Genomic DNA, 21,710 nt, shown 5'->3' on the forward strand with positions numbered 1-21,710 from the left:
TATAAATTCAGTTTGGGTATTAAAAGTTGATTGAAAGGGTGGCAAAGTTAGCTAGATCCGGTGGGGTATTAAATAGTTATTTATAGCTATATATCAAGCCTTTTTCTTATTTTTGCGTGCTCATTTAATCTAGAAGAAAGATGGATATCCTTGATGTTGCAAGACGAAATCAGCAGAAAGCATGGGAAATAATAGAGAAAGTCAATGTTATCCCGATATGGGAAAGTATTGGTGCACAGGTTAATCTGGTTGGTTCTCTTCGTATGGGGTTGCTGATGAAACACCGGGATATTGATTTTCATATATATACGTCTTCTTTAAGTTTAGCCGATAGTTTCAGGGCGATGGCGAAGCTGGCGGAAAACACGTCAGTGAAGAAGATAGAGTGCGTGAATCTGCTGCATACTGTTGAGGCGTGTGTTGAATGGCATGCCTGGTATCAGGATTCGGATAATGCACTCTGGCAAATTGATATGATACATATCCGGAAAGGTTCCCGATACGATGGGTATTTTGAGAAAGTAGCCGAACGTATTTCTTCCGTCTTGACAGATGAGATTAAGCGGACAATTCTTCAATTGAAAAATGAGACACCCGAAAGTGAAAAGATTATGGGGGTAGAATATTATCAGGCTGTCATACGGGATGGAGTGCGGACTTATGCCGGGTTTGAAGAATGGCGAAAAGAGCATCCGGTGGGAGGAGTGCTGGAATGGATGCCTTAATCAGCTTAATATCCCCGTCTCATATCCTATTCGGATGGCTTCAATGGAATTTTGTACTCCTAATTTCCGTAATAGATTCTGTCGGTGAATATTGACGGTATGAATGCTGACACACAGTTTGTCTGCTATTTCTTTACTTAACAGTCCTTTTTGGATCAGGCGTAAAATTTCAGCTTCCCGTTTGGTGAGAGGATTGAAGGTCTGCAGTGACGGAGAAGGAGAGAACATCTCTCCATTTTTCAGATTGAGTACAGTACAGTCTACCGTTTCGGCCTCTTGTTGATCAGGTGAGATATCCATATTCCCAATTACCAGCCATGCTTTTCCATCGATGGTCTGCTCCAGAACCTGATGCCTGCTGACAACACGCACGTATTGTTGCCTCGCATTGAGAACACGAAAACTGTAAATATTAGAATAGTCATTTCGTTGTTCCGGAGGCAAACTGTATATAAACTGACTTAATTTTATTTGTAAGATGAGCAATTGCTCGCGGTCGTCGGGATGGATGCGCGATTCCAGATAATCACCCTGCCTTTCCAATGTTGCTATCTTGTGGGCATCATATCCCAGTAAATCTACAAAGTTCGGAGAAGCATAGGCATATCTGCATTTATATACGTCTACTACAAATGTACAGTTCCGGTTCATCTTCGAGAATTGATGAAGCATGGATTTATTCCGTTCCCACACGGCATAGTCGATGTCGGTAAAGGACAAACGTTGCTTTGCCCACAATTCTTCCCGTGTGATATCTGTTAGCTTGATTTCCCGCATGTATGGAACTGTTTTTTTGATTGAAGTATGACAAAAGTAGATATAATCCGTGATATTATCAAGGAAGGAGTAGAGATTTGCTTATTCTTATTGTTTCCATACAATAATCGTGCTAACAAATGATAATTATTGAACATCTCTTGAAAAATAAATAATAAAAAGATAGTTATCTAATTAATTGTGTTATCTTTGTTCCCAGAGTTTGAGTCACGAATCATTATTGTGTAGTTCTTCTTTATAATATATTATTAGTAAGTAGTCCTCTTCTGTAATTATCCTCCTCACTCCAAATTAGTATTTATTTTTAATAAAATTTTAGATGAACATTTACATTTCAGGTTTAAGTTATGGCACAAATGATGCTGACTTGACAAATTTATTTGCAGAGTATGGAGAAGTTTCTTCAGCCAAAGTTATTTTTGATAGAGAAACCGGCAGATCCAGAGGATTCGCTTTCGTAGAAATGACGAATGATGCAGAAGGACAAAAAGCTATTGACGAATTGAATGGAGTTGAATATGACCAGAAGGTTATTTCAGTGAGCGTTGCACGTCCTCGCGCTGAAAAACCGTCATACGGTGGTAACCGTGGAGGTGGTTATAACAATTCAAGAAGATATTAATATCAGAATAAATAAAAGCAGAAGATAATGTCTTCTGCTTTTATACAGACTATTACCGTTTCATGATTCAACGGAGGAATTTCTGTTATACGGAGAAAACGAAAAATCATTTTACATTTAAGTTCTGCTAATTCTGCCTCTTTTATGCGCAATATCAGGAGTATATAATCCTGCACTTTCCATTCTGACAATAGATTATTAGGCTTTTTTGTAATACAATGCTCTTGGAAGAAACAGGAGTGAGAGTTTAATAAATAATATCCAATCAAGCGAACAGCCAATGATGAAGGCGACTTTGAATACTTGAATAGAGTATGTTCGGAGTGTGTTGATTTTGAAATGGCCAAGCACAGAATAAAATATATGAAATCATTTTTTATAGGAAATATTGAAATTAAAGTACCTGTTATACAAGGTGGAATGGGAGTTGGGATATCATTGTCCGGTCTGGCGTCAGCAGTAGCAAACGAAGGGGGAGTGGGAGTTATATCGTGTGCAGGTCTGGGGTTGCTTTATCCCAAAGAAAAAGGCACTTATACAGAAAAATGCATCAGTGGCCTGAAAGAAGAGATTCGCAAATCACGCATGAAAACAAAAGGTATTATTGGTGTGAATGTCATGGTTGCCTTATCGAATTATGCTGATATGGTGCGTACTGCGATTAATGAAAAGATTGATGTGATATTTTCCGGTGCCGGACTTCCACTTGATTTGCCTTCCTATTTGACTACGGGGAGTATTACGAAATTAGTACCTATTGTATCTTCTTCAAGAGCTGCCAAAATAATCTGTGACAAATGGCAAAAGAATTATAACTATCTGCCGGATGCGATAGTGGTAGAAGGTCCCAAAGCCGGAGGGCATCTGGGGTTTAAGAAAGAACAGCTGCAAGACCAGAATTATGCTTTGGATGTATTGATTCCCGAAGTGGTGGCGATTGCGGCCAGTTATAAAGAACAGAAACATATTCCGGTGATTGCCGCCGGTGGAATTTCGACAGGGGAAGATATTGCGCACTTTATGGAACTGGGAGCTTCGGGAGTGCAGATGGGAAGTATTTTCGTGACGACCCTTGAATGTGATGCTTCGGAAACTTTCAAAGAAGTGTATATTCACTCCAAATCCGAAGATGTTCTTATTATTGAAAGTCCTGTCGGAATGCCGGGACGGGCTATTGACGGAGAATTTATTCATAGTGTGAATAATGGTCTGGAAAAGCCGAGGAAATGCTCATTCCATTGCATTAAGACGTGTGACTATACAAAAAGTCCTTATTGCATTATTAAAGCGCTGTATAATGCGGCCAAAGGAAATATGAAAAAAGGTTATGCTTTTGCCGGTAGCAACGCCTTTCTCGCAGATAAAATAAGCAGTGTGAAAGAAGTGATGAATACACTGGAACGCGAGTTTTTCTTAGCGACTCACAAACTGGTTTAATATCGGAGACCTTGCATATTCAGTATTGAATGTGTTGTGCTCTCTTACTATATATAAAATTAACCGCTGTGCTGAAACAGCAAAAATAACATTTATGACATTTAAAGAATTAAATATAACCGAACCTATTTTAAAAGCAATTGAAGAAAAAGGATATACAGTACCTACTCCTATTCAGGAGAAAGCGATTCCTGTAGCATTGGCAAAAAAAGACATTTTAGGCTGTGCGCAGACTGGAACCGGAAAGACTGCTTCATTTGCAATACCTATTATACAACATTTGCATCTCAATAAGGGAGAAGGCAAGCGTTCGGGAATCAAAGCTCTGATTTTGACTCCTACCCGCGAACTCGCATTGCAAATCAGTGAATGTATTGAAGATTATTCAAAGTATACACGTATCCGTCACGGAGTCATCTTCGGAGGCGTGAATCAACGTCCGCAAGTGGATATGCTGCATAAAGGAATCGATATTCTGGTTGCTACTCCGGGGCGTTTGCTCGATTTGATGAATCAAGGACATATACGATTGGATAATATTCAGTATTTTGTTCTGGACGAAGCAGACCGTATGCTTGATATGGGCTTTATACATGATATTAAACGAATATTGCCGAAACTTCCGAAAGAAAAGCAAACTTTGTTCTTTTCGGCTACAATGCCTGATACGATTATTGCTCTGACTAATTCCTTGCTGAAGAATCCGTTGAAGATTTATGTTACACCGAAATCATCAACGGTAGATTCTATAAAGCAACTGGTTTACTTTGTAGAGAAGAAAGAAAAGAGCCTGTTGCTGATTTCAATTTTGCAAAAATCGGAGGACCGGTCGGTACTTATCTTTTCGCGTACCAAGCACAATGCTGATAAGATAGTTAAAATATTGGGTAAAGCCGGCATTGGCAGCCAGGCTATTCATGGAAATAAGAGTCAGGCGGCGCGGCAGTCCGCATTGGGTAACTTCAAGTCGGGTAAAACGCGAGTGATGGTTGCCACAGATATCGCTTCCCGGGGAATTGATATTAATGAGCTGCCGTTGGTTATCAATTATGATCTTCCTGATGTTCCTGAGACATATGTACATCGAATCGGGCGTACGGGAAGAGCAGGAAATGCAGGTATGGCACTTACATTCTGCTCTCAGGAAGAACGCAAACAGATTAATGATATTCAGAAATTGACAGGCAAAAAACTAAATAGGGCTGATTTTACAATTTAAGGTCATTCCCTTACATTATTCATTAAAATATAGTATAAATTAAATATAAGTTCTATGGCAAAATCCATTACGGTAGGTAAACGTGAAAATGAAAAAAAGAGACTCGCTAAACGAGAAGAAAAACAAAAGAAAAAGGATAGCAAGAAGTTATCCAGTAAAAGCAGCTTCGATGATATGATTGCTTATGTGGACGAGAATGGAATGATAACTTCGACTCCTCCGGCTGAAAACATTAAAAAGGAAGAGATAAACCTGGATGAGATAATCATTGCAACTCCGAAGAAAGAAGACGAGGAACCCGTTATATTGAGAGGGAGAGTTGAATTCTTTAATGGGGCAAGAGGCTTTGGTTTTATAAAGGACCTTGCCGGAGTTGATAAGTACTTTTTCCATGTTAATAATGTCGTTGGTAATATCTCGGAAGGTAATATTGTAACATTCGATCTTGAACGTGGTGTGAAAGGAATGAATGCGGTCAATATCTGTCTCGAAAAGAAACCGGTGGAGAATTAAAACAAAAAATGTAAGTATTGAAACTTATTTTTAGATATTCATTTGCTTAAGTGTAATATGATAAAATAAAAATCCCTTGAGTCTCAGAGGTTCAAGGGATTTTTTATGCGTAAAAATAGTATTGCAGGTAGACAGGGGAACGGAGGGTAACCGGAAGAAGAATGCAGCATATCGTACAAAAATGGCAAGAAATAATGATTCATTATCTCTACTATTTCATACCTTTGCCCGCTGAGTCTGAAATATTATTAACTTTTAAACGCAGAAAACATGAAGAACTTATTGATTACGGTATTTTTTCTCAGCTTGACTTTGCAGCTCTCTGCGGAGACAGGGGGAAGCAATCCTGTAATTGTAGAAAAAACTACAGCAAGTCTGGCGGAAAAGACGCCTGTTTATTGGCAGAAAATGGCAGATGGTATGTCGCAAGCCCTTATCAAGCATTTTTGGGGTGCAAACTTCAAAGGGTATGAGAATCGGTTTTATTTTAATTATGGTAGTGATCTTTCCAATATGACTACCAATCATTATTGGCCACAGGCACATGCTATGGATGTCATGGTAGATGCATATATGCGTACCGGAAGCAAACAGTATTTGAATATATACCCGTTATGGTGGGAAGGTGCACCGAAATTCAATTTTGCGGGCAGAGAGGAAGACCCGTGGTGGAATGTGTTTGTAGACGATATGGAATGGATTGCTCTGGCACAGATTCGCATGTTTGAAAGCACTAAGAATACCAAGTATCTGAAAAAGGCGAGACAGACCTACGATGATTGGGTTTGGTCTACTTGGGGACCGGAAGATGAGGCTCCGTGGTTTGGTGGCATTACCTGGAAGACGGATGTGGCAAAATCTAAGAACGCTTGTTCCAATGGTCCTGCTGCCCTTATTGCTGCCCGGTTGTATAATTTTTACGATGCTATGGGTAAAAAGGCCGGAAAACCCAAACAGGCTTATCTGAATGAGGCCATTAAAATATATACATGGGAGAAGAATAACTTGTTCGATCGTCAGACGGGGGCAGTGTATGACAGCATGAATGGAGAAGGCAAGATTACCAAATGGGTATTTTCGTACAACTCGGGTACTTTCCTAGGAGCAGCTCATGAACTGTATAAGATTACCGGTGATAAGCAATATCTGGCAGATGCAGTAAAAGCGGCCAATTTTGTGATTGACCATTTGTCGACCAATGAAGGTGTACTCTCCGATGCAGAAGGTGGTGACGGTGGCTTGTTTCATGGCATCTTCTTCCGTTATTTTGTGAAACTGATTAATGACCCTGCACTGGATAGTGCCAATTATAATAAGTTTCGCGACTACATAACTCATTGTGCTACGGTTATGGCAGAGCAAGGAGTGAATCAGAAGACTATGTTATATAGCGGTCGTTGGAGAAAAGCACCTGCTGATGATGAGAGTGTGGGATTGACATCGCATCTGACCGGTTGTATGCTGATGGAAGCTATGTGTGTACTTAAACACCGATAGAGTGAATAAGAAAAGAGATAAAACAAAAATCCCTTGAACTTCAAAAGTTCAAGGGATTTTTGTTACTGAGTTGATAGTGGTGCCACCAGGAATCGAACCGGGGACACAAGGATTTTCAGTCCTTTGCTCTACCAACTGAGCTATGGCACCGTAAGGCTAATTCAACTCAGTTGTTTCTCTTTTGCGGTTGCAAAGGTAGTTAAAGTTTTGGATTCTGCAAGGCTTCTATAAATAAAAAACACTGATAAAAAGCTACTTTGCTTATTATCAGTGTTGTATGGAATGAAATATTTTTCAGTATATAACTGAGAAAATCTATTTATCTTCTTTTAGCGGATTCCATCCCTGAGCCTTCAATTCAAATTCTTGTCCGTCACGGGTAATCAATGCGCAACCGAGTTCGGGTTTGGTGATATGCCCGATGAGGCGGATTCCCTCCATCTGTGATACTTTCTCATGATCGGCGATGGGGACAGTGAAAAGCAATTCATAATCTTCACCGCCATTCATGGCACAAGTGGTCAGGTTCATGTTGAATTCTTCTGCCATGACAGCCGTCTGATAGTCAATAGGAATATGTTCCTCATAGACACGGCATCCCGTATTACTTTGTTTGCAGATATGCATTAATTCGGACGACAGACCATCGGAGATGTCCATCATGGATGTGGGGACAATATTGGCAGCCGCCAGTTTTTCGATGATATCTTTACGGGCTTCCGGTTTCAACTGGCGTTCCAGTAAGTATTCTTTGCCGGTGAAGTCCGGTTGGATATCTTTTTCACCCTTCAGTACTGTTTTCTCACGTTCCAGGAGTTGCAGACCCATATAGGCAGCGCCCAAGTCACCGCTGACACAGATTAAGTCAGTGTCTTTGGCTCCGTTGCGGTAGACCACTTTGTCTTTATCGGCATCTCCGATACAGGTGATGCTGATGGCAAGTCCCGTAAGAGAAGAGGATGTATCGCCTCCGATAATGTCAACATGATACTGTTGGCATGCCAGACGAATGCCTGAATAAAGCTCTTCCATGTCCTCTACGCTGAAGCGTTTGGAAAGAGCGAGCGAAACGGTAATCTGTCGGGGGGTACCATTCATTGCATAAATATCGGAGAAATTGACTACGGCCGATTTATATCCCAAATGTTTCAGAGGGACGTAAGTCAGGTCGAAGTGGACACCTTCCATTAATAAGTCGGTTGTTACTAATAGTTGTTTCTCCGAAGGGTAGGAGAGGACGGCGGCATCATCACCCACTCCGTATTTGGTTGATTCGTTTTCTGGTTTAATTCCCTCGGTGAGGCGGTCGATCAGACCGAACTCGCCGAGAGTTGCTATTTCAGTTCGCATAAATAGAGTTTAGTATTAAGCACGGTTGATAAGTTCACGCATGATAGTGGTCATTTTAGGTTGGGCTGCGTCCGCTGCCTTCTGAACTTCTTCATGCGATACTTCTACAATTTTTCCTTCTACTCCCAAGTCAGTGATGACGGAGATTCCAAATACCTTGATTCCGCAGTGGTTGGCTACGATCACTTCGGGAACGGTAGACATACCGACTGCATCGGCACCCAGAATGTGGAATAGTTTATATTCAGCAGGAGTCTCGAAAGTAGGGCCTTGCGTACCGATATAAATTCCATGTTGTACCTTAATGCCTTTTTCCTGAGCAATCTCATCAGCTTTACGAATCAGTTCCTTATCATATGCTTCGCTCATATCCGGGAAGCGTGGACCATAAGGAATATTCTTGCCACGAAGCGGATGTTCGGGGAAGTAGTTGATATGATCGGTGATAATCATCAGGTCACCGATTTCAAAAGCTTCGTTTGTACCACCGCTGGCGTTGGATACAAACAATGTTTTGATACCCAGCTCACGCATTACACGTACAGGGAAAGTCACTTCCTTCATGGAATAACCTTCATAATAATGAAAACGCCCTTGCATTGCCATGATGTCTTTGTTGCCCAACTTGCCGAAAATCAGTTTACCGCTATGACCTTCGACAGTAGACACCGGGAAGTTAGGAATATCCGAATACTTTATTTCATACTTCTCGGTGATCTCGTCTGCCAAACTGCCAAGTCCGGTGCCAAGGATGATGGCTGTTTCAGGACTGGTGTGCATTTTCCCTTTCAGAAAAGCTGCTGTTTCTTGTATTTTCTCTAACATAGCCAATAATGTGTTGGTTAAATTTATCTTGTTGATTTTGTAATATCTCAATCTCAATCGGCAAGGCGTAAATAAACGGTTTCAGTTCCTCGCTCAATACCGGATGATGAATCAGGCGGGTTGCATCTTTCTCGGTGGTGACAATCAGTTTATGTTCACCTTTTAGTTTTCCGAATCGTTCCTTGATCTGTTGTATGTCCCGATGACTGAAATGATGATGGTCGTCGAATGAAAGCGAATCAATCTGATCGGTATACATTTTCAACTCTTCGAGAATAGGCGCAGGTGATGCAATGCCCGTTACCAGCAAAATATCCGTATTCGTTAAAGCACTCAGCGGTAACTCATTCACTGTAGAATCAATCTCTGAATTTGCTGATGGAAATACCGGTTGCAGATTTCCATAACGAAACGATGAGAAGTATAACTGCTGATAAGGATAAAGGTTCAGTCGTTTTGTGATAATATTATAGTCAATCGGCTTAATATCCTGCGGACACTTTGTGACAATGACGATTTGTGCCCGGTTTTTACCGTTGACAGACTCGCGCAGACGACCTGCCGGAAGTAAAGTATCGTCGCAGAAGAGGCGGTGATAATCCGTCAGCAGGATGCTTAGTCCCGGCTTGACGTAACGGTGCTGGAAAGCATCATCCAGCAATACAACTTCAATGGACGGTTCTTTGATGGATAGTAATTGTTCTATGCCATGGCAACGGTTCTCATCGACAGCTAGTGTGACAGACGGGAACTTGGTATGCATCTGGTAAGGCTCGTCACCGATGCTGCGTGCAGTACTTTGGGGAGTGGCAAGCACATATCCTCGGCTATGCCTTTTATATCCCCGGCTTAATACTGCCACATGATAGTTATCACGAAGCAGCTTTATCAGATATTCGGTGTGCGGCGTCTTTCCCGTGCCGCCTACAGACAGGTTGCCGATGCAGATGACAGGAACACCAAAACTCTTTGACCGGAGGAATCCCCAGTCAAAGAGTTTGTTTCTTACTGTTACCACTGCCCCGTAAATCCATGAGACAGGGTAAAGCCACTTATGTATCTTGATAAAGTGTTCGTCCATGCAGTACAGTTTACTTGATATTTAGTTCAAACGGAATGCGTGCCTGAATCATGGAACGCTCTTTTAAATTTTTCAGCATACCGAATTGTTGATAATACTCTCCTAACTTGCTTTTCAATATTTGTGATTCCACATAATTAGTGGGTTTCGTATTGAGCAGTGAAGAAAGGAGGTCTTGTTTTGCCGGATAAGAAACAACTGTATATCCTTCGATTCCTGCTTTCCTGACAGCAATCTCCAAAGCTGTATCAATACCTCCGAGTACGTCTACCAGTCCAAGTTCTTTAGCAGCTTCTCCTGTCCATACACGACCTTCAGCTATTTTCTCAATGGCCTCTTTGCTCATATGGCGCCCCTCAGCGCAGCGATTGACGAATGTATCATAACCTTGGGTAATCATCATCTGCATCAGTGTCTTCTCATCCTGATTGAAAGGACGCATGATATTTCCAAAATCTGAAAATTTATTTGTTTTTACCACATCGTAGGTCAAACCGATCTTTTCTGATAATTCCTTAACATTCGGTACCATACCGAAAATTCCGATGGATCCCGTCAATGTAGTCGGCTCTGCAACGATTGTATCGGCTACACAAGAGATATAATAACCACCTGATGCGGCATAATCACCCATAGAAACAATTACTGGTTTCTCTGTTTTCAGTTCTTTCACGGCATGCCAGATTTGTTCGGATGCAAAAGCACTTCCACCCGGTGAATTAACACGGAGAACGACAGCTTTTACATCCTCGTCATCTTTTAGCTTACGCAAGTCACGAATAACTTTTGTGCCTACAATTCCCTCTTCAGAAGTTGAAGAACCGCTGTAATCTGTGATTTCTCCGGAGGCATAATAGACCGCTACGATGTTACCGCTTTTATCTTTCGGCATGTTTTTTTTCACATTGATCATGTCACTCAACCCTAGCACCGGAAGGCGGTCATCTTCTTTCAAGTCCACCCACTGTTTAAGATAATTGCGAACATCATTGCGGTAAATCAATGTGTCCGCCAAGCCACATTGCACACTTTCCTCTGCCGGATAAAACATCAGCATACGGTCAGCTAAAGCATTCAGTGAATCTACGGGGAGGCTGCGGGAAGCAGATACCCCTTCGGTAACCTGTCCCCAAATCGAGTTGATAAAAGCTGTCACCTGTTCACGATTGGCAGGACTCATTTCTGTAGAAATAAACGGTTCTACAGCGGATTTATAAGTACCTACTTTAAATATCTGCATTTCTACCCCGATCTTTTGCAGTAAGTCTTTATAAAACAGAGGAGCGGAAGCGATGCCTTTCCACTCAATCATTCCTTTCGGATTGAGCAATACCTTGTCCGCTACACTGGAAAGATAATAAAGTCCTTGTGTATAGCTATCTCCGTAGGCTATGATGAACTTTCCGCTTTCTTTAAAGTCGAGCAATGCGTTACGGATTTCCTGCAAAGATGCATACGAAGTTCCGAGCATACTTGCCTGCAGATAAATTCCTTTGATATTTTCATTTTCTTTTGCTTTTTTGATGGAAGAAAGAATATCGTCCAGCCCGTATGTATTGGAGTCGTCGCTGAACAACTGTGATAAGATACCTAACGGACTCTCCTGAGTGCGTTCGACTAATACACCGTTCAGGTCGAGCATCATCACAGAATTCTTTTTCACTATTGTTTCTGTATCCGCGGTTGATACAATGCCGAACAATGTTACCATGCCGATAATAAATAATACAATGCTTGACAGGATGATACCGGTCACAGTGGCGAGCGTAAATTTCAAGAAATCTTTCATTATACTATTGTTTTTTTGAGTCAGCTTGTTTTAAAGCTAACAAAGATAAATAATTGAGTTGATATTTATTCAATAAGTCGTGCGAATTTTTGTTTTGTCACAATGAATCAGGTTTATTTGCTTTTAGAATGCTGCCCGGAACAGGGTAGATATAAATTTTGAATGATCGGACTTGGGGACCATTTTTCTATTGTATTTTAGTGTAGCATTGAGAATTATTCTCTAAATTTGTAGCATTAACTTAACATTATGATTATCATGAAAAGAAAATCCCCTGTGATGGCCGTTGCTTTGGCGGGACTGTTTATGTACACTTCCTGTTCTCCGACGGAGCAAGCGGAAACGAAAGATTACACTCAGTATGTGAATACCTTTATTGGTGCTGCTGACAATGGGCATACATTCCCCGGAGCTTGCTATCCTTTCGGAATGATACAGACCAGTCCGGTGACGGGTGCAGTAGGTTGGAGATATTGTTCGGAATATACTTATCAGGACTCTCTGATCTGGGGCTTCACTCAGACTCATCTGAACGGAACCGGATGTATGGATTTGGGGGATATTCTGGTGATGCCGGTTACCGGTACCCGTGCCCGTGCATGGGATGCTTATCGCAGCCATTTCCCGAAAGACAAGGAAGCTGCTACTCCGGGATATTATACAGTCGAATTATCCGATCCGCAGGTAAAGGCGGAACTGACTGCTTCTATCCATGCAGCTCTTCATCGTTATACATATCATAAAGCGGATTCAGCTTCTCTGCTGATTGACTTGCAGCACGGACCTGCCTGGAGAGAAGAACAATATCATTCACAAGTGAATAGTTGCGAAGTGAACTGGGAAGATGCTCAGACGCTGACCGGACACGTGAATAACACGGTCTGGGTTGATCAGGACTACTTCTTTGTGATGAAGTTTAATCGTCCGGTAATAGATTCGCTTTACCTTCCGATGGGAGAAACTGAGAAAGGAAAGCGAATCATTGCTACTTTCGACTTGAAGCCGGGAGATGAACTGATGATGAAGGTGGCCCTTTCGACTACCAGCGTAGAGGGAGCAAAGAAGAACTTGCAGGCTGAAATACCAGACTGGAACTTTGACGGTGTGAAGCTGGCTGCCCATGACGAATGGAACAGCTATCTGAGTCGCATTGACGTAGAGGGTACGGATGATGAAAAGACGAATTTCTATACTTGTTTTTATCACGCACTGATTCAGCCTAACCAGATTTCAGACGTAGACGGTATGTATCGTAATGCTGCCGATTCGATTGTGAAGGCCGGAACAGGAACATTCTATTCAACCTTCTCTTTATGGGATACTTATCGTGCCGCTCATCCATTCTATACATTAATGGTTCCCGAACGTGTGGATGGTTTTGTTAATTCATTGATAGAACAAGGTGAAGTACAAGGCTTCCTGCCTATTTGGGCATTGTGGGGAAAAGAAAATTTCTGTATGATCGGCAATCATGGTGTATCTGTTATTGCTGAAGCCTACCGAAAAGGTTTCCGTGGTTTTGATGCGGAACGTGCTTTCAATATGGTGAAGAAGACACAGACTGTATCTCATCCGTTGAAGTCCGACTGGGAAGTGTATACGAAATACGGATATTTCCCGACCGACCTGACAAAAGCGGAATCCGTCTCTTCAACTCTGGAATCGGTATATGACGATTATGCGGCAGCTGACATGGCCCGTCGTATGGGAAAAGAAGAAGATGCTGCTTACTTTGCGAAACGTGCAGATTATTATAAGAACTTATTCGATTCACAGACGAATTTTATGCGTCCGCGTAAAGCTGACGGAACCTGGAAATCTCCGTTTAATCCTAGTGATGTAGGACATGCGGAAAGTACAGGCGGTGACTATACGGAAGGAAATGCATGGCAATATACCTGGCATGTGCAACACGATGTTCCCGGTTTGATTGCTCTCTTCGGTGGAGAAGAACCTTTCCTGAACAAGCTGGATTCCCTGTTTACAGTGAAACTGGAAACAACCCAGGCTGATGTGACAGGTTTGATCGGACAGTATGCACATGGTAATGAGCCCAGTCATCATGTTACTTATTTATATGCTTTGGCAGGGCGTCCGGAACGTACACAGGAACTAATCCGTGAAATCTTTGATACTCAATATAAGAACAAGCCTGACGGACTTTGTGGTAATGATGACTGTGGTCAGATGTCCGCATGGTATATGTTCAGTGCAATGGGTTTCTATCCGGTAGATCCGGTAAGCGGTGATTATGTATTCGGAGCTCCTCAGTTACCGAAGATTGTGCTACATCTGGCTGATGGAAAGACCTTTACTGTGATCGCTGAAAACTTATCGAAGGAACATAAATATGTGGATAGTATCATGCTGAATGGCGAACCTTATACAAAGAATACGATTTCTCATGAAGATATTCTGAAAGGTGGTACACTCGTATATAAGATGAAATAGACTGTATACAGAGTAGTATAAAGAAGATCCCTCCAAAGTTTTTTTTCTTTGGAGGGATTTTTGGCTTTATATGCTTTAAATTCGAATAATTCTCTAAATTTGTGCTATTAATCTGACTGGTACATTCATGGAGAATACTGAAACTTTAATAGTGGAACAACTGAAGATAGGCAATGAAAATGCTTATCGTTACATATATGATCATCACTATGCCCTGCTCTGTTATGTTGCCAATGGTTATCTAAAAGATCAGTTCCTTTCCGAAACCATTGTAGGAGATACTATCTTTCATTTATGGGAGATACGTGAGACTTTGGATATTTCAGTCTCTATCCGTAGTTACCTGCTGAGAGCTGTCCGTAATCGTTGCATTAACTATCTTAATTCGGAACGTGAAAAGAGAGAAATAGCATTTTCTGCTCTTATGCCCGATGAGATAACGGATGATAAAATCATACTGTCCGATTCGCATCCGTTAGGTATTTTACTGGAACGTGAACTTGAAAACGAAATATATAAGTCTATCGATAAATTGCCGGACGAATGCCGTCGGGTTTTTGCTAAAAGTCGCTTTGAAGGAAAATCATACGAAGAAATTTCCGGTGAACTGGGAATATCTATTAATACAGTTAAGTATCATATAAAGAATGCTTTAGCTTCTTTACACGCTCATTTGAGTAAGTACCTGATTTCTCTATTACTATTTTTTTTCAGGTAAAGCGAAAAAAAATCATTTTCTGACTACCCTTAATTAAAAAACAACTGTCTCCTTTATAGAAAGCATAAATATGGAAGAAGAAAATAAACATATTGATGAACTGATTGCCAACTATCTGACTGAAGGTCTGGATAAGAACGCTTTAGATGAACTGAAAACATGGATTGCCGCATCGGCTGAAAATCAGCAATATTTTATCCGTCAGCGGGAGATCTGGTTTTCAGCTGTAAGTCGTGAAGCCGCATCTGTCTATGATAAGGATAAAGCGTTTGAGAATTTTAGAAACCGTGTCGAAAGTCAGAAGGAAATTCAGAGCACTTCCCGTCGAGGTTTTAGCCTGTCAGCGTTGTGGCGTTATGCTGCGGTTGTTGCAATCATAATAGCGGTGGGATGTATTTCTTATTGGCAGGGAGAGGTGAATGTGAAAGATACTTTTGCAGATATTTCAGTAGAAGCCCCTTTAGGATCAAAAACAAAACTTTATTTGCCGGATGGCACATTGGTCTGGCTTAATGCCGGTTCACGCATGACATACTCGCAGGGGTTTGGTGTCGATAACCGAAAAGTAGAACTGGAAGGGGAAGGATATTTCGAGGTAAAGCGGAATGAGAAGATTCCCTTTTTCGTAAAGACTAAAGATTTGCAATTACAGGTGTTAGGAACAAAATTCAATTTCCGTGACTATCCGGAAGATCATGAAGTGGTCGTTTCTTTATTGGAAGGTAAGGTCGGATTGAACAACTTGTTGAGAGAAGAAAAAGAAGCTGTCCTTTCACCTGATGAAAGGGCTGTATTAAATAAGGCGAACGGGTTTTTGACTGTAGAGTCGGTTACCGCATCCAATGCGTCTCAGTGGACGGACGGTTACTTGTTTTTTGATGAAGAACTCTTGTCGGATATCGCCAAAGAACTGGAACGCAGCTATAATGTGAAGATTCACATAGCCAATGATTCCTTAAAAACATTCCGCTTCTATGGCAACTTCGTTCGTCGCGAACAAAATATCCAGGAAGTACTGGAAGCACTGGCTTCTACGGAAAAAATGCAATATAAGATTGAAGAACGCAATATAACTATCTACTAACCGGTTACCAGAGATTATAATGCTATGATTGTTTAACCTTAAAAATTGAAAAGTATGAATAAAGAGAAAAATACAGAATAATCTTTAGCTGACAAATAAGGAGAGACAAATAAAAAACCGGAAGATTTCGGACATCTCCCGGCTCCTTGAATCTCTTCTTTCAACAATCATCTAGTGTGAATATGTTTTCAAAAGAGAATATGCAAAGTTAGCAAAATACATCTCTTTTAAAACGAGTTATTCAAGTTTTAATTAATAATTTGTTTATTTTATGAATTACAGGAAGAAGGCCATATTAATGGTCATGGCTCTGTTTTGCCTTAACATAGCAATACTAGCCCAGGCTGTTTCATTGAAAATGGATAACGTTTCAGTGAAAGAAGCAATGACCCAGTTGAAGAATAAAAGCGGATATTCTTTCGTTTATAAAGTCGGAGATCTGGATACAAAGAAGATTATAACTGTAAAGGCGAAAGAGCTGAATGAGGCTATCGATCAGATATTGTACGGACAAGACGTTGTCTATGAAGTAAAGGGGAAGAATGTAATTGTTCAGAAAGGACAAGCCAGGCAGAAAACTTCAAAGGATGGTAAAAAACGTAAGATCACAGGTGTGGTAAACGATGTTAACGGCGAGCCTATTATCGGTGTTACCATCAAAGAAAAAGGGACAACTAACGGAACGGTATCGGATATAAATGCGAAGTTTACGTTGGAAGTATCGTCGGGAGCGGTATTGGAACTATCTTACATCGGTTATCAGCCTCTGGAAGTGAAAGTTGGAAATCAGACAGATTTATCCATCGTTTTGTATGAAAAGCAAGAATTGCTGGATGAAGTTGTGGTAGTGGGATACGGTACAATGAAGAAAAGTGACTTGAATGCTTCGATTGTTTCTGTAAAGTCTGAGAAACTCAATAAAGCAGCTTCACCGAACTTCTCTGAAATGTTGATGGGGCGTGCGGCAGGACTTACTGTAAAACAGGGGAGTGCACAGCCCGGTGGTGGTATTGAAGTTCTGATTCGGGGTGCGGCTTCTACCGGTGCGGGGAATGATCCGCTGTATGTGGTCGATGGTTTCCCCATAGTGAACGCCGGTGTCAATCCCGGAAGCGGTAATCAGTGGACGGCAGGAAGTAACAGTCCTTTGAGCAGTATTAACCCTAACGATATCGAATCCATAGAGATTTTGAAAGACGCTTCGGCAACTGCCATTTATGGTGCGCGGGGTGCTAATGGAGTTGTTCTGATTACGACAAAAAGAGGTACTCAGGATACGAAAGTAGAGTATAACATGAATATGTCATTTCAGACTATAAATAAACGACCGGAATTATTGACGGCCGGAGAGTTAATGACTACTCAGAACAGTTACTATAAAGAACAGTATTTAATGCAGAATCTGGTATATCCTTATGGGAATACAGATCCGAGTGCTGTCAGCCCTTATGTACCTATGTACACAGATGAAGAAATAACAAAAGCCGGAAAAGGGACCAACTGGTATGATATGATTACCCGTACAGGTCTTATCCAGCAACATAACCTCACAGTGACTTATGGTAATGAAAAGATGAGATCATTGATTTCGCTGAACTACTTCGATCAGAAAGGAGTGGTGAAAACATCCGGTTATAAACGCTATAGCTTCCGTTATAATCTGGACCATAAAATAACGAAATGGTGGGATTATGGTATTTCTGCCACAGCCTCTTATGTAGTCGATCAGAATGCGACACTGGGGGGAGGATATGACAGTACGGCAGGTATTATTGAATCGGCGTTAAGTTATAGTCCGACAGTGAAGGCGGAACGAGACCCGACGACCGGCAAATGGATGGAAGATCCTAAGCAGGCATTGCTCAATCATCCTTTGTCCTATCTCGACATTGAGGATGAGACAAAGACCAAGCGTTTTCTGGCAACAGCATTCACTAATTTCTATTTTATAAAAGATGTGTTCTGGTTGAAACTGTCTGCCGGTGCGGATATCCGCGACGGGTCCCGCCATAGCTACTATCCGATGACTACGAAATATGGAAGTAGTGTGAATGGAGATGCGAATATCAATTCCGCCAACCGTGAAGACTATGTGGCAGATATGGTTTTTAATTTTCAGAAGACTTTCAAGGAGAGACATAAACTTCTTGCATTACTGGGATATTCGTATCAGGTGCAGAATGATGACGGAGCGTATGCACGTGCTATGGGATTTATGTCTGATGCGTTGATGTATTATAAACTACAGGCAGGTGAAACGCGTCCGGTGGTCAGTTCTTATAAAAATAAACACGTGTTGGCTTCTTATTTTGGTCGTGCCCAATACTCTTTCAAAGACAAGTATCTGTTTACTTTTACTGCCCGTATCGATGGTAGCGACCGTTTTGGAAAGAACAACCGTTATGCTTTCTTTCCTTCGGGAGCATTTGCGTGGAGAATGAATCAGGAAGATTTTCTGAAAGATGTCAACTGGCTCTCCGATGCCAAGTTGCGTGTCAGCATGGGACAAGTGGGTAATGAAAATCTGCCTAACGATGCTGCTTCCGAGTACTTTGCCTTTGACGGCAGAAATTATTATCTGGGAGATACAGAAAAGAGAGGAGTAAATCTGGGAAAGTTCGGTAATCCTGATTTAAAGTGGGAAACCACTACAGAAGTTAACTTCGGACTGGATTTCGGTTTCTTCCGGAATCGTATCAATGGTAGTGTAGATGTTTTCTTTAAAGAGGTAAAAGACCTGCTGAGCTGGCGTTCGTTGCCGCATACAGCTGTCACTACCGGTATATGGTCCAACATTGGAAAAACAAAAAGTACCGGTTTTGAACTGACGCTGAATACAGTGAATCTGGAAGGACCGTTACATTGGGAATCGACATTGACATATACTTCCTATCGTGACAGATGGAAAGAACGTGATCCGAAAGTAATCCTGGCTCCTTATGTCAAAGAAGACGATCCGGTAAGTGCTATCTATACGCTGATTCCGGACGGTATAAAGCAGGCCGGTGAAGATACGCCGGCTATGCCGGATTTGTTACCGGGACAGCGCAAATATAAAGATGTGAACGGACTCGACGAGGAAGGGAATCTGACAGGAAAGCCTGATGGGAAAATAGACCAGGCAGATGTCGTATATCTGGGGACACGTGCACCGAAGTTTACTATGGGATTCTCGAATGATTTCCGGTACAAAGGATTTGATCTGAATATTTATCTTTATGCTTCGGTTGGCGGATATTCCTATCCTTACACTCAGGTAGAACACGGAGTGTATGGTGGAAACGGCATCCAGAGGCTGAAAGACAATAATAACTTTCTGGCGGATATAAAAAATCGTTGGACTTCCGATAACATGAGTTCCGCTATGCCTAGTGGCGAAGTGAACAGCTATGATAGCTACGGTGCTCCGAATTGGGAGAAGAATACATATTTACGTCTGAAGAACGTAACGTTGGGATATGATTTGAGCAGACTGTTTAAAGCTGATAAGTTGAAAGTAAGATTTTACTTTTCCGGTCAGAATCTGCTGACGTTTACCGGATATAAAGGACTCGATCCGGAAGTTGAAAACGACCGGGCGTCATATCCTCAACAGAAGACTTTTTCATTTGGACTTGATGTGAAATTTTAAACTGGAATGTCATGAAGAAATTAGCTAAAAAACTATTATTACTATTTATAAGCATTCAGTTTGTAGCCTGTGAGGGGAGCTTGGAACCTCACTTGTATGGAGTTGTAGATACTGGAAATGCGTTTAATACTCCTGCAGACCTTTCGGCTGCAACGGTTGCCCTTTATTATGAATTACGCCAAAAAGGCTGGGGACCTTATTTGTTTTGTGATGGAAGTTCTTTTGTAATGGATGAAGTTTCAACCGAAGAATGGACTACCAAGTGGTCATGGGTTGCTTTTCTGAATGGTTCGTGGACGGATGCTGACCAGATGGTGAAAGGATTCTATAACTGGACTGCCCCTAATATCACCCGTTGCACTTATACGATAGCGAAGATGGAAGAGTCTCCGGTAGCTCAGTCGGTGAAAGACTTGTATATTGCGGAGGTCCGGGCGCTCAGAGCCTTTTTCATGTTCGATTTATATCGGCTTTATGGTCCTATGCCAATGATTCTGGAAGCCGACCAGGCAATCAATCCGGACCCGGATTATAAACCTTACAGACCTACGTCTGAAGAAGTCGGAACTTTCCTGACGACAGAACTACGTGCTGCTGCCGACGCACTTCCGGTAGAACAAGCTGAATACGGACGTATCACAAAGGGAGCTGCCCTGCATTATTTACTGAAATATTATATGCATGAAAAGCAGTGGCAGAATGCTCTCGAAACGGCAAATGAGATTATCGGTCTGAATTACTATGAACTGGAGAAGGATTATGCAAGTATATTTTCAGATCAGAACGAAGGTAATAAAGAACTGATGTTTGTTGTGAGAGCTGAACCACTGGCAGATTATGGTAATCATACATATGCAAATATTTTGCCGGGTGACTACGCTTCACCTTATGGAAACATCGTAGAAGGATGGTCCGGACACCGGATGCCGTGGGAATTCTATGATACGTTTGATGAAAATGACCGACGAAGAGCTTTGGCACAGGCCGAATATACATCAAAGTCCGGTGCTACAGTTGATTTGAGAGCCAGTGGTGATGTAGGTGCTTTGCCTTTGAAATATGGGATTGATCCTGAAGCTACAGGCACATGGGCAGGCAATGACAAGGTACTCGACCGATATGCAGAAGTGTTGTTATTTAAGGCGGAAGCATTGAATGAACTGAATGGTCCTAATCAAGGGAGTGTCGATCTGATTAATGATATCCGGAAACGTGCTTTTGGCTTTGGCACCTCGCTGCCTGCAATACCCGTTTTTAAAGAGAGCTTTGACGGAGAGTTTGTTGACAATGTTATAGGGATATTCTCGATGAATAACTACGATCAGGCCGGTGGATCTGCCTGGAAGTATGATGTGGATAAAAACAACACGTTGAATAACGGAAACAGCTTACATGTGGAAGTTGAATCTTCGGGTACAGAATTCTGGACTTTGCAGATGCGAACAGAACCTTTGGTTGCAAAAGGGCGTAAGTATTCAATAAAGATGAAGCTGAAAGCCTCGAAAGACATTCAGTTTGAAATACGCGTTGAAGGACCATTGAGCCACATGGAATCCATCTCTTTGAAAGCAGGCGAAGTAAAGGAATTCTCCACACAGACAGGTAAAGCTACGGAAGATCAAAATTGTGCTCTGTTCCTTGCTTTGGGAAATTCCGGAAGCGGATATGAACTTTGGATTGATGAAATCGAGTTTACAGCAATGGAACAGGCTGCTGATGGTGGAGACGCTATCATAAAGCAATTATCCGATTTCCCGGATAAGGAGTCGTTGAGAGACTGGATTCTGAAAGAAAGAGGCTGGGAGTTCTGGTATGAAGGAAAGCGCAGGGAAGATTTGATCCGGATGGGGAAATATGTAGAAACCGGTAAGAAGTATAGTACTAATTTCTCAGAGAAGAATCTTTTGTTCCCGATTCCTACTTCGGTTATTATTGAAAATTCTCATATCGAGCAGAATCCTCATTATTGATCTTGAACAATTTATTTATCA

At 41.6% G+C, this 21,710-nt stretch carries 16 protein-coding genes and 1 tRNA gene; 11 read left to right on the top strand and 6 right to left on the bottom strand.

Features of this window, described 5'->3' with window-relative positions; all coding sequences use genetic code 11:
- The first annotated feature begins 140 nt into the window (after nucleotides 1–140).
- Nucleotides 141–725 (top strand): hypothetical protein, encoded by a 585-nt coding sequence (locus KTR07_RS20590; RefSeq protein WP_008765473.1) that lies wholly within the window; start codon nucleotides 141–143, stop codon nucleotides 723–725.
- Here the strand turns inward: KTR07_RS20590 and KTR07_RS20595 are convergent, their stop codons facing one another.
- Nucleotides 726–1,502, bottom strand: a complete 777-nt coding sequence (locus KTR07_RS20595; RefSeq protein WP_008765472.1) for a LuxR C-terminal-related transcriptional regulator — start codon at nucleotides 1,500–1,502, stop codon at nucleotides 726–728.
- Nucleotides 1,503–1,821: 319 nt separating this feature from the next.
- On the opposite strand from KTR07_RS20595, the gene KTR07_RS20600 reads away from it, so the two are divergent.
- From KTR07_RS20600 to KTR07_RS20620, 5 genes are all read left to right on the top strand, one after another.
- Complete coding sequence (locus tag KTR07_RS20600) at nucleotides 1,822–2,124, top strand: RNA-binding protein (RefSeq protein WP_008761179.1); 303 nt, start codon at nucleotides 1,822–1,824, stop codon at nucleotides 2,122–2,124.
- 363 nt (nucleotides 2,125–2,487) lie between these two features.
- Nucleotides 2,488–3,561, top strand: coding sequence for a nitronate monooxygenase family protein (locus KTR07_RS20605; RefSeq protein ID WP_016269667.1), 1,074 nt, complete (start codon nucleotides 2,488–2,490; stop codon nucleotides 3,559–3,561).
- Between the two features lie 94 nt (nucleotides 3,562–3,655).
- Nucleotides 3,656–4,780: a DEAD/DEAH box helicase gene (locus KTR07_RS20610; RefSeq protein WP_008761181.1), complete on the top strand. Its 1,125-nt coding sequence runs from the start codon at nucleotides 3,656–3,658 to the stop codon at nucleotides 4,778–4,780.
- A gap of 54 nt (nucleotides 4,781–4,834) precedes the next feature.
- Entirely contained in the window at nucleotides 4,835–5,293 is a 459-nt protein-coding gene (locus KTR07_RS20615) for a cold shock domain-containing protein (protein WP_113748222.1), read from the top strand.
- Nucleotides 5,294–5,563: 270 nt separating this feature from the next.
- A complete protein-coding gene (locus tag KTR07_RS20620) occupies nucleotides 5,564–6,790 on the top strand; it encodes a glycoside hydrolase family 76 protein (RefSeq protein ID WP_022470651.1) in 1,227 nt (408 codons plus the stop codon).
- A gap of 77 nt (nucleotides 6,791–6,867) precedes the next feature.
- Here KTR07_RS20620 and KTR07_RS20625 read toward each other — a convergent pair.
- The 5 genes from KTR07_RS20625 to sppA all read right to left on the bottom strand — a co-directional run bounded on the left by KTR07_RS20625 (nucleotide 6,868) and on the right by sppA (nucleotide 11,835).
- Nucleotides 6,868–6,940 (bottom strand) — tRNA-Phe (locus tag KTR07_RS20625).
- Nucleotides 6,941–7,105: 165 nt separating this feature from the next.
- Nucleotides 7,106–8,140 (bottom strand): thiamine-phosphate kinase, encoded by a 1,035-nt coding sequence (gene thiL / locus KTR07_RS20630; protein ID WP_008761224.1) that lies wholly within the window; start codon nucleotides 8,138–8,140, stop codon nucleotides 7,106–7,108.
- A gap of 15 nt (nucleotides 8,141–8,155) precedes the next feature.
- Nucleotides 8,156–8,965 (bottom strand): purine-nucleoside phosphorylase, encoded by an 810-nt coding sequence (locus KTR07_RS20635; protein ID WP_008761225.1) that lies wholly within the window; start codon nucleotides 8,963–8,965, stop codon nucleotides 8,156–8,158.
- The gene (gene lpxK, locus KTR07_RS20640; protein ID WP_008765467.1) at nucleotides 8,904–10,046 is read right to left on the bottom strand and encodes a tetraacyldisaccharide 4'-kinase; all 1,143 of its coding nucleotides are present in this window, start codon (nucleotides 10,044–10,046) and stop codon (nucleotides 8,904–8,906) included. The genes KTR07_RS20635 and lpxK overlap by 62 nt, the downstream gene beginning before the upstream one ends.
- Nucleotides 10,047–10,056: 10 nt before the next feature.
- Nucleotides 10,057–11,835, bottom strand: coding sequence for a signal peptide peptidase SppA (gene sppA, locus KTR07_RS20645; RefSeq protein WP_008765466.1), 1,779 nt, complete (start codon nucleotides 11,833–11,835; stop codon nucleotides 10,057–10,059).
- Between the two features lie 258 nt (nucleotides 11,836–12,093).
- Between sppA and KTR07_RS20650 the strand changes: the two genes are divergently transcribed.
- The 5 genes from KTR07_RS20650 (at nucleotide 12,094) to KTR07_RS20670 (ending at nucleotide 21,689) form a co-directional block, all read left to right on the top strand.
- A complete protein-coding gene (locus KTR07_RS20650; RefSeq protein ID WP_193759474.1) occupies nucleotides 12,094–14,286 on the top strand; it encodes a GH92 family glycosyl hydrolase in 2,193 nt (730 codons plus the stop codon).
- 127 nt (nucleotides 14,287–14,413) lie between these two features.
- Nucleotides 14,414–15,004 carry an RNA polymerase sigma-70 factor gene (locus tag KTR07_RS20655; protein WP_130042076.1) on the top strand — a complete coding sequence of 197 codons (591 nt, stop codon included), beginning with the start codon at nucleotides 14,414–14,416 and terminating at the stop codon, nucleotides 15,002–15,004.
- Nucleotides 15,005–15,074: 70 nt separating this feature from the next.
- Nucleotides 15,075–16,088 (top strand): FecR family protein, encoded by a 1,014-nt coding sequence (locus tag KTR07_RS20660; protein WP_217315494.1) that lies wholly within the window; start codon nucleotides 15,075–15,077, stop codon nucleotides 16,086–16,088.
- Between the two features lie 271 nt (nucleotides 16,089–16,359).
- Nucleotides 16,360–19,719, top strand: a complete 3,360-nt coding sequence (locus KTR07_RS20665; protein WP_196045169.1) for a TonB-dependent receptor — start codon at nucleotides 16,360–16,362, stop codon at nucleotides 19,717–19,719.
- 11 nt (nucleotides 19,720–19,730) lie between these two features.
- Nucleotides 19,731–21,689, top strand: a complete 1,959-nt coding sequence (locus tag KTR07_RS20670) for a RagB/SusD family nutrient uptake outer membrane protein (RefSeq protein ID WP_217315495.1) — start codon at nucleotides 19,731–19,733, stop codon at nucleotides 21,687–21,689.
- Nucleotides 21,690–21,710: the final 21 nt, after the last annotated feature.

Source organism: Bacteroides sp. MSK.20.82 (assembly GCF_019052485.1).
Taxonomy (GTDB): Bacteria; Bacteroidota; Bacteroidia; order Bacteroidales; family Bacteroidaceae; genus Bacteroides; species Bacteroides thetaiotaomicron.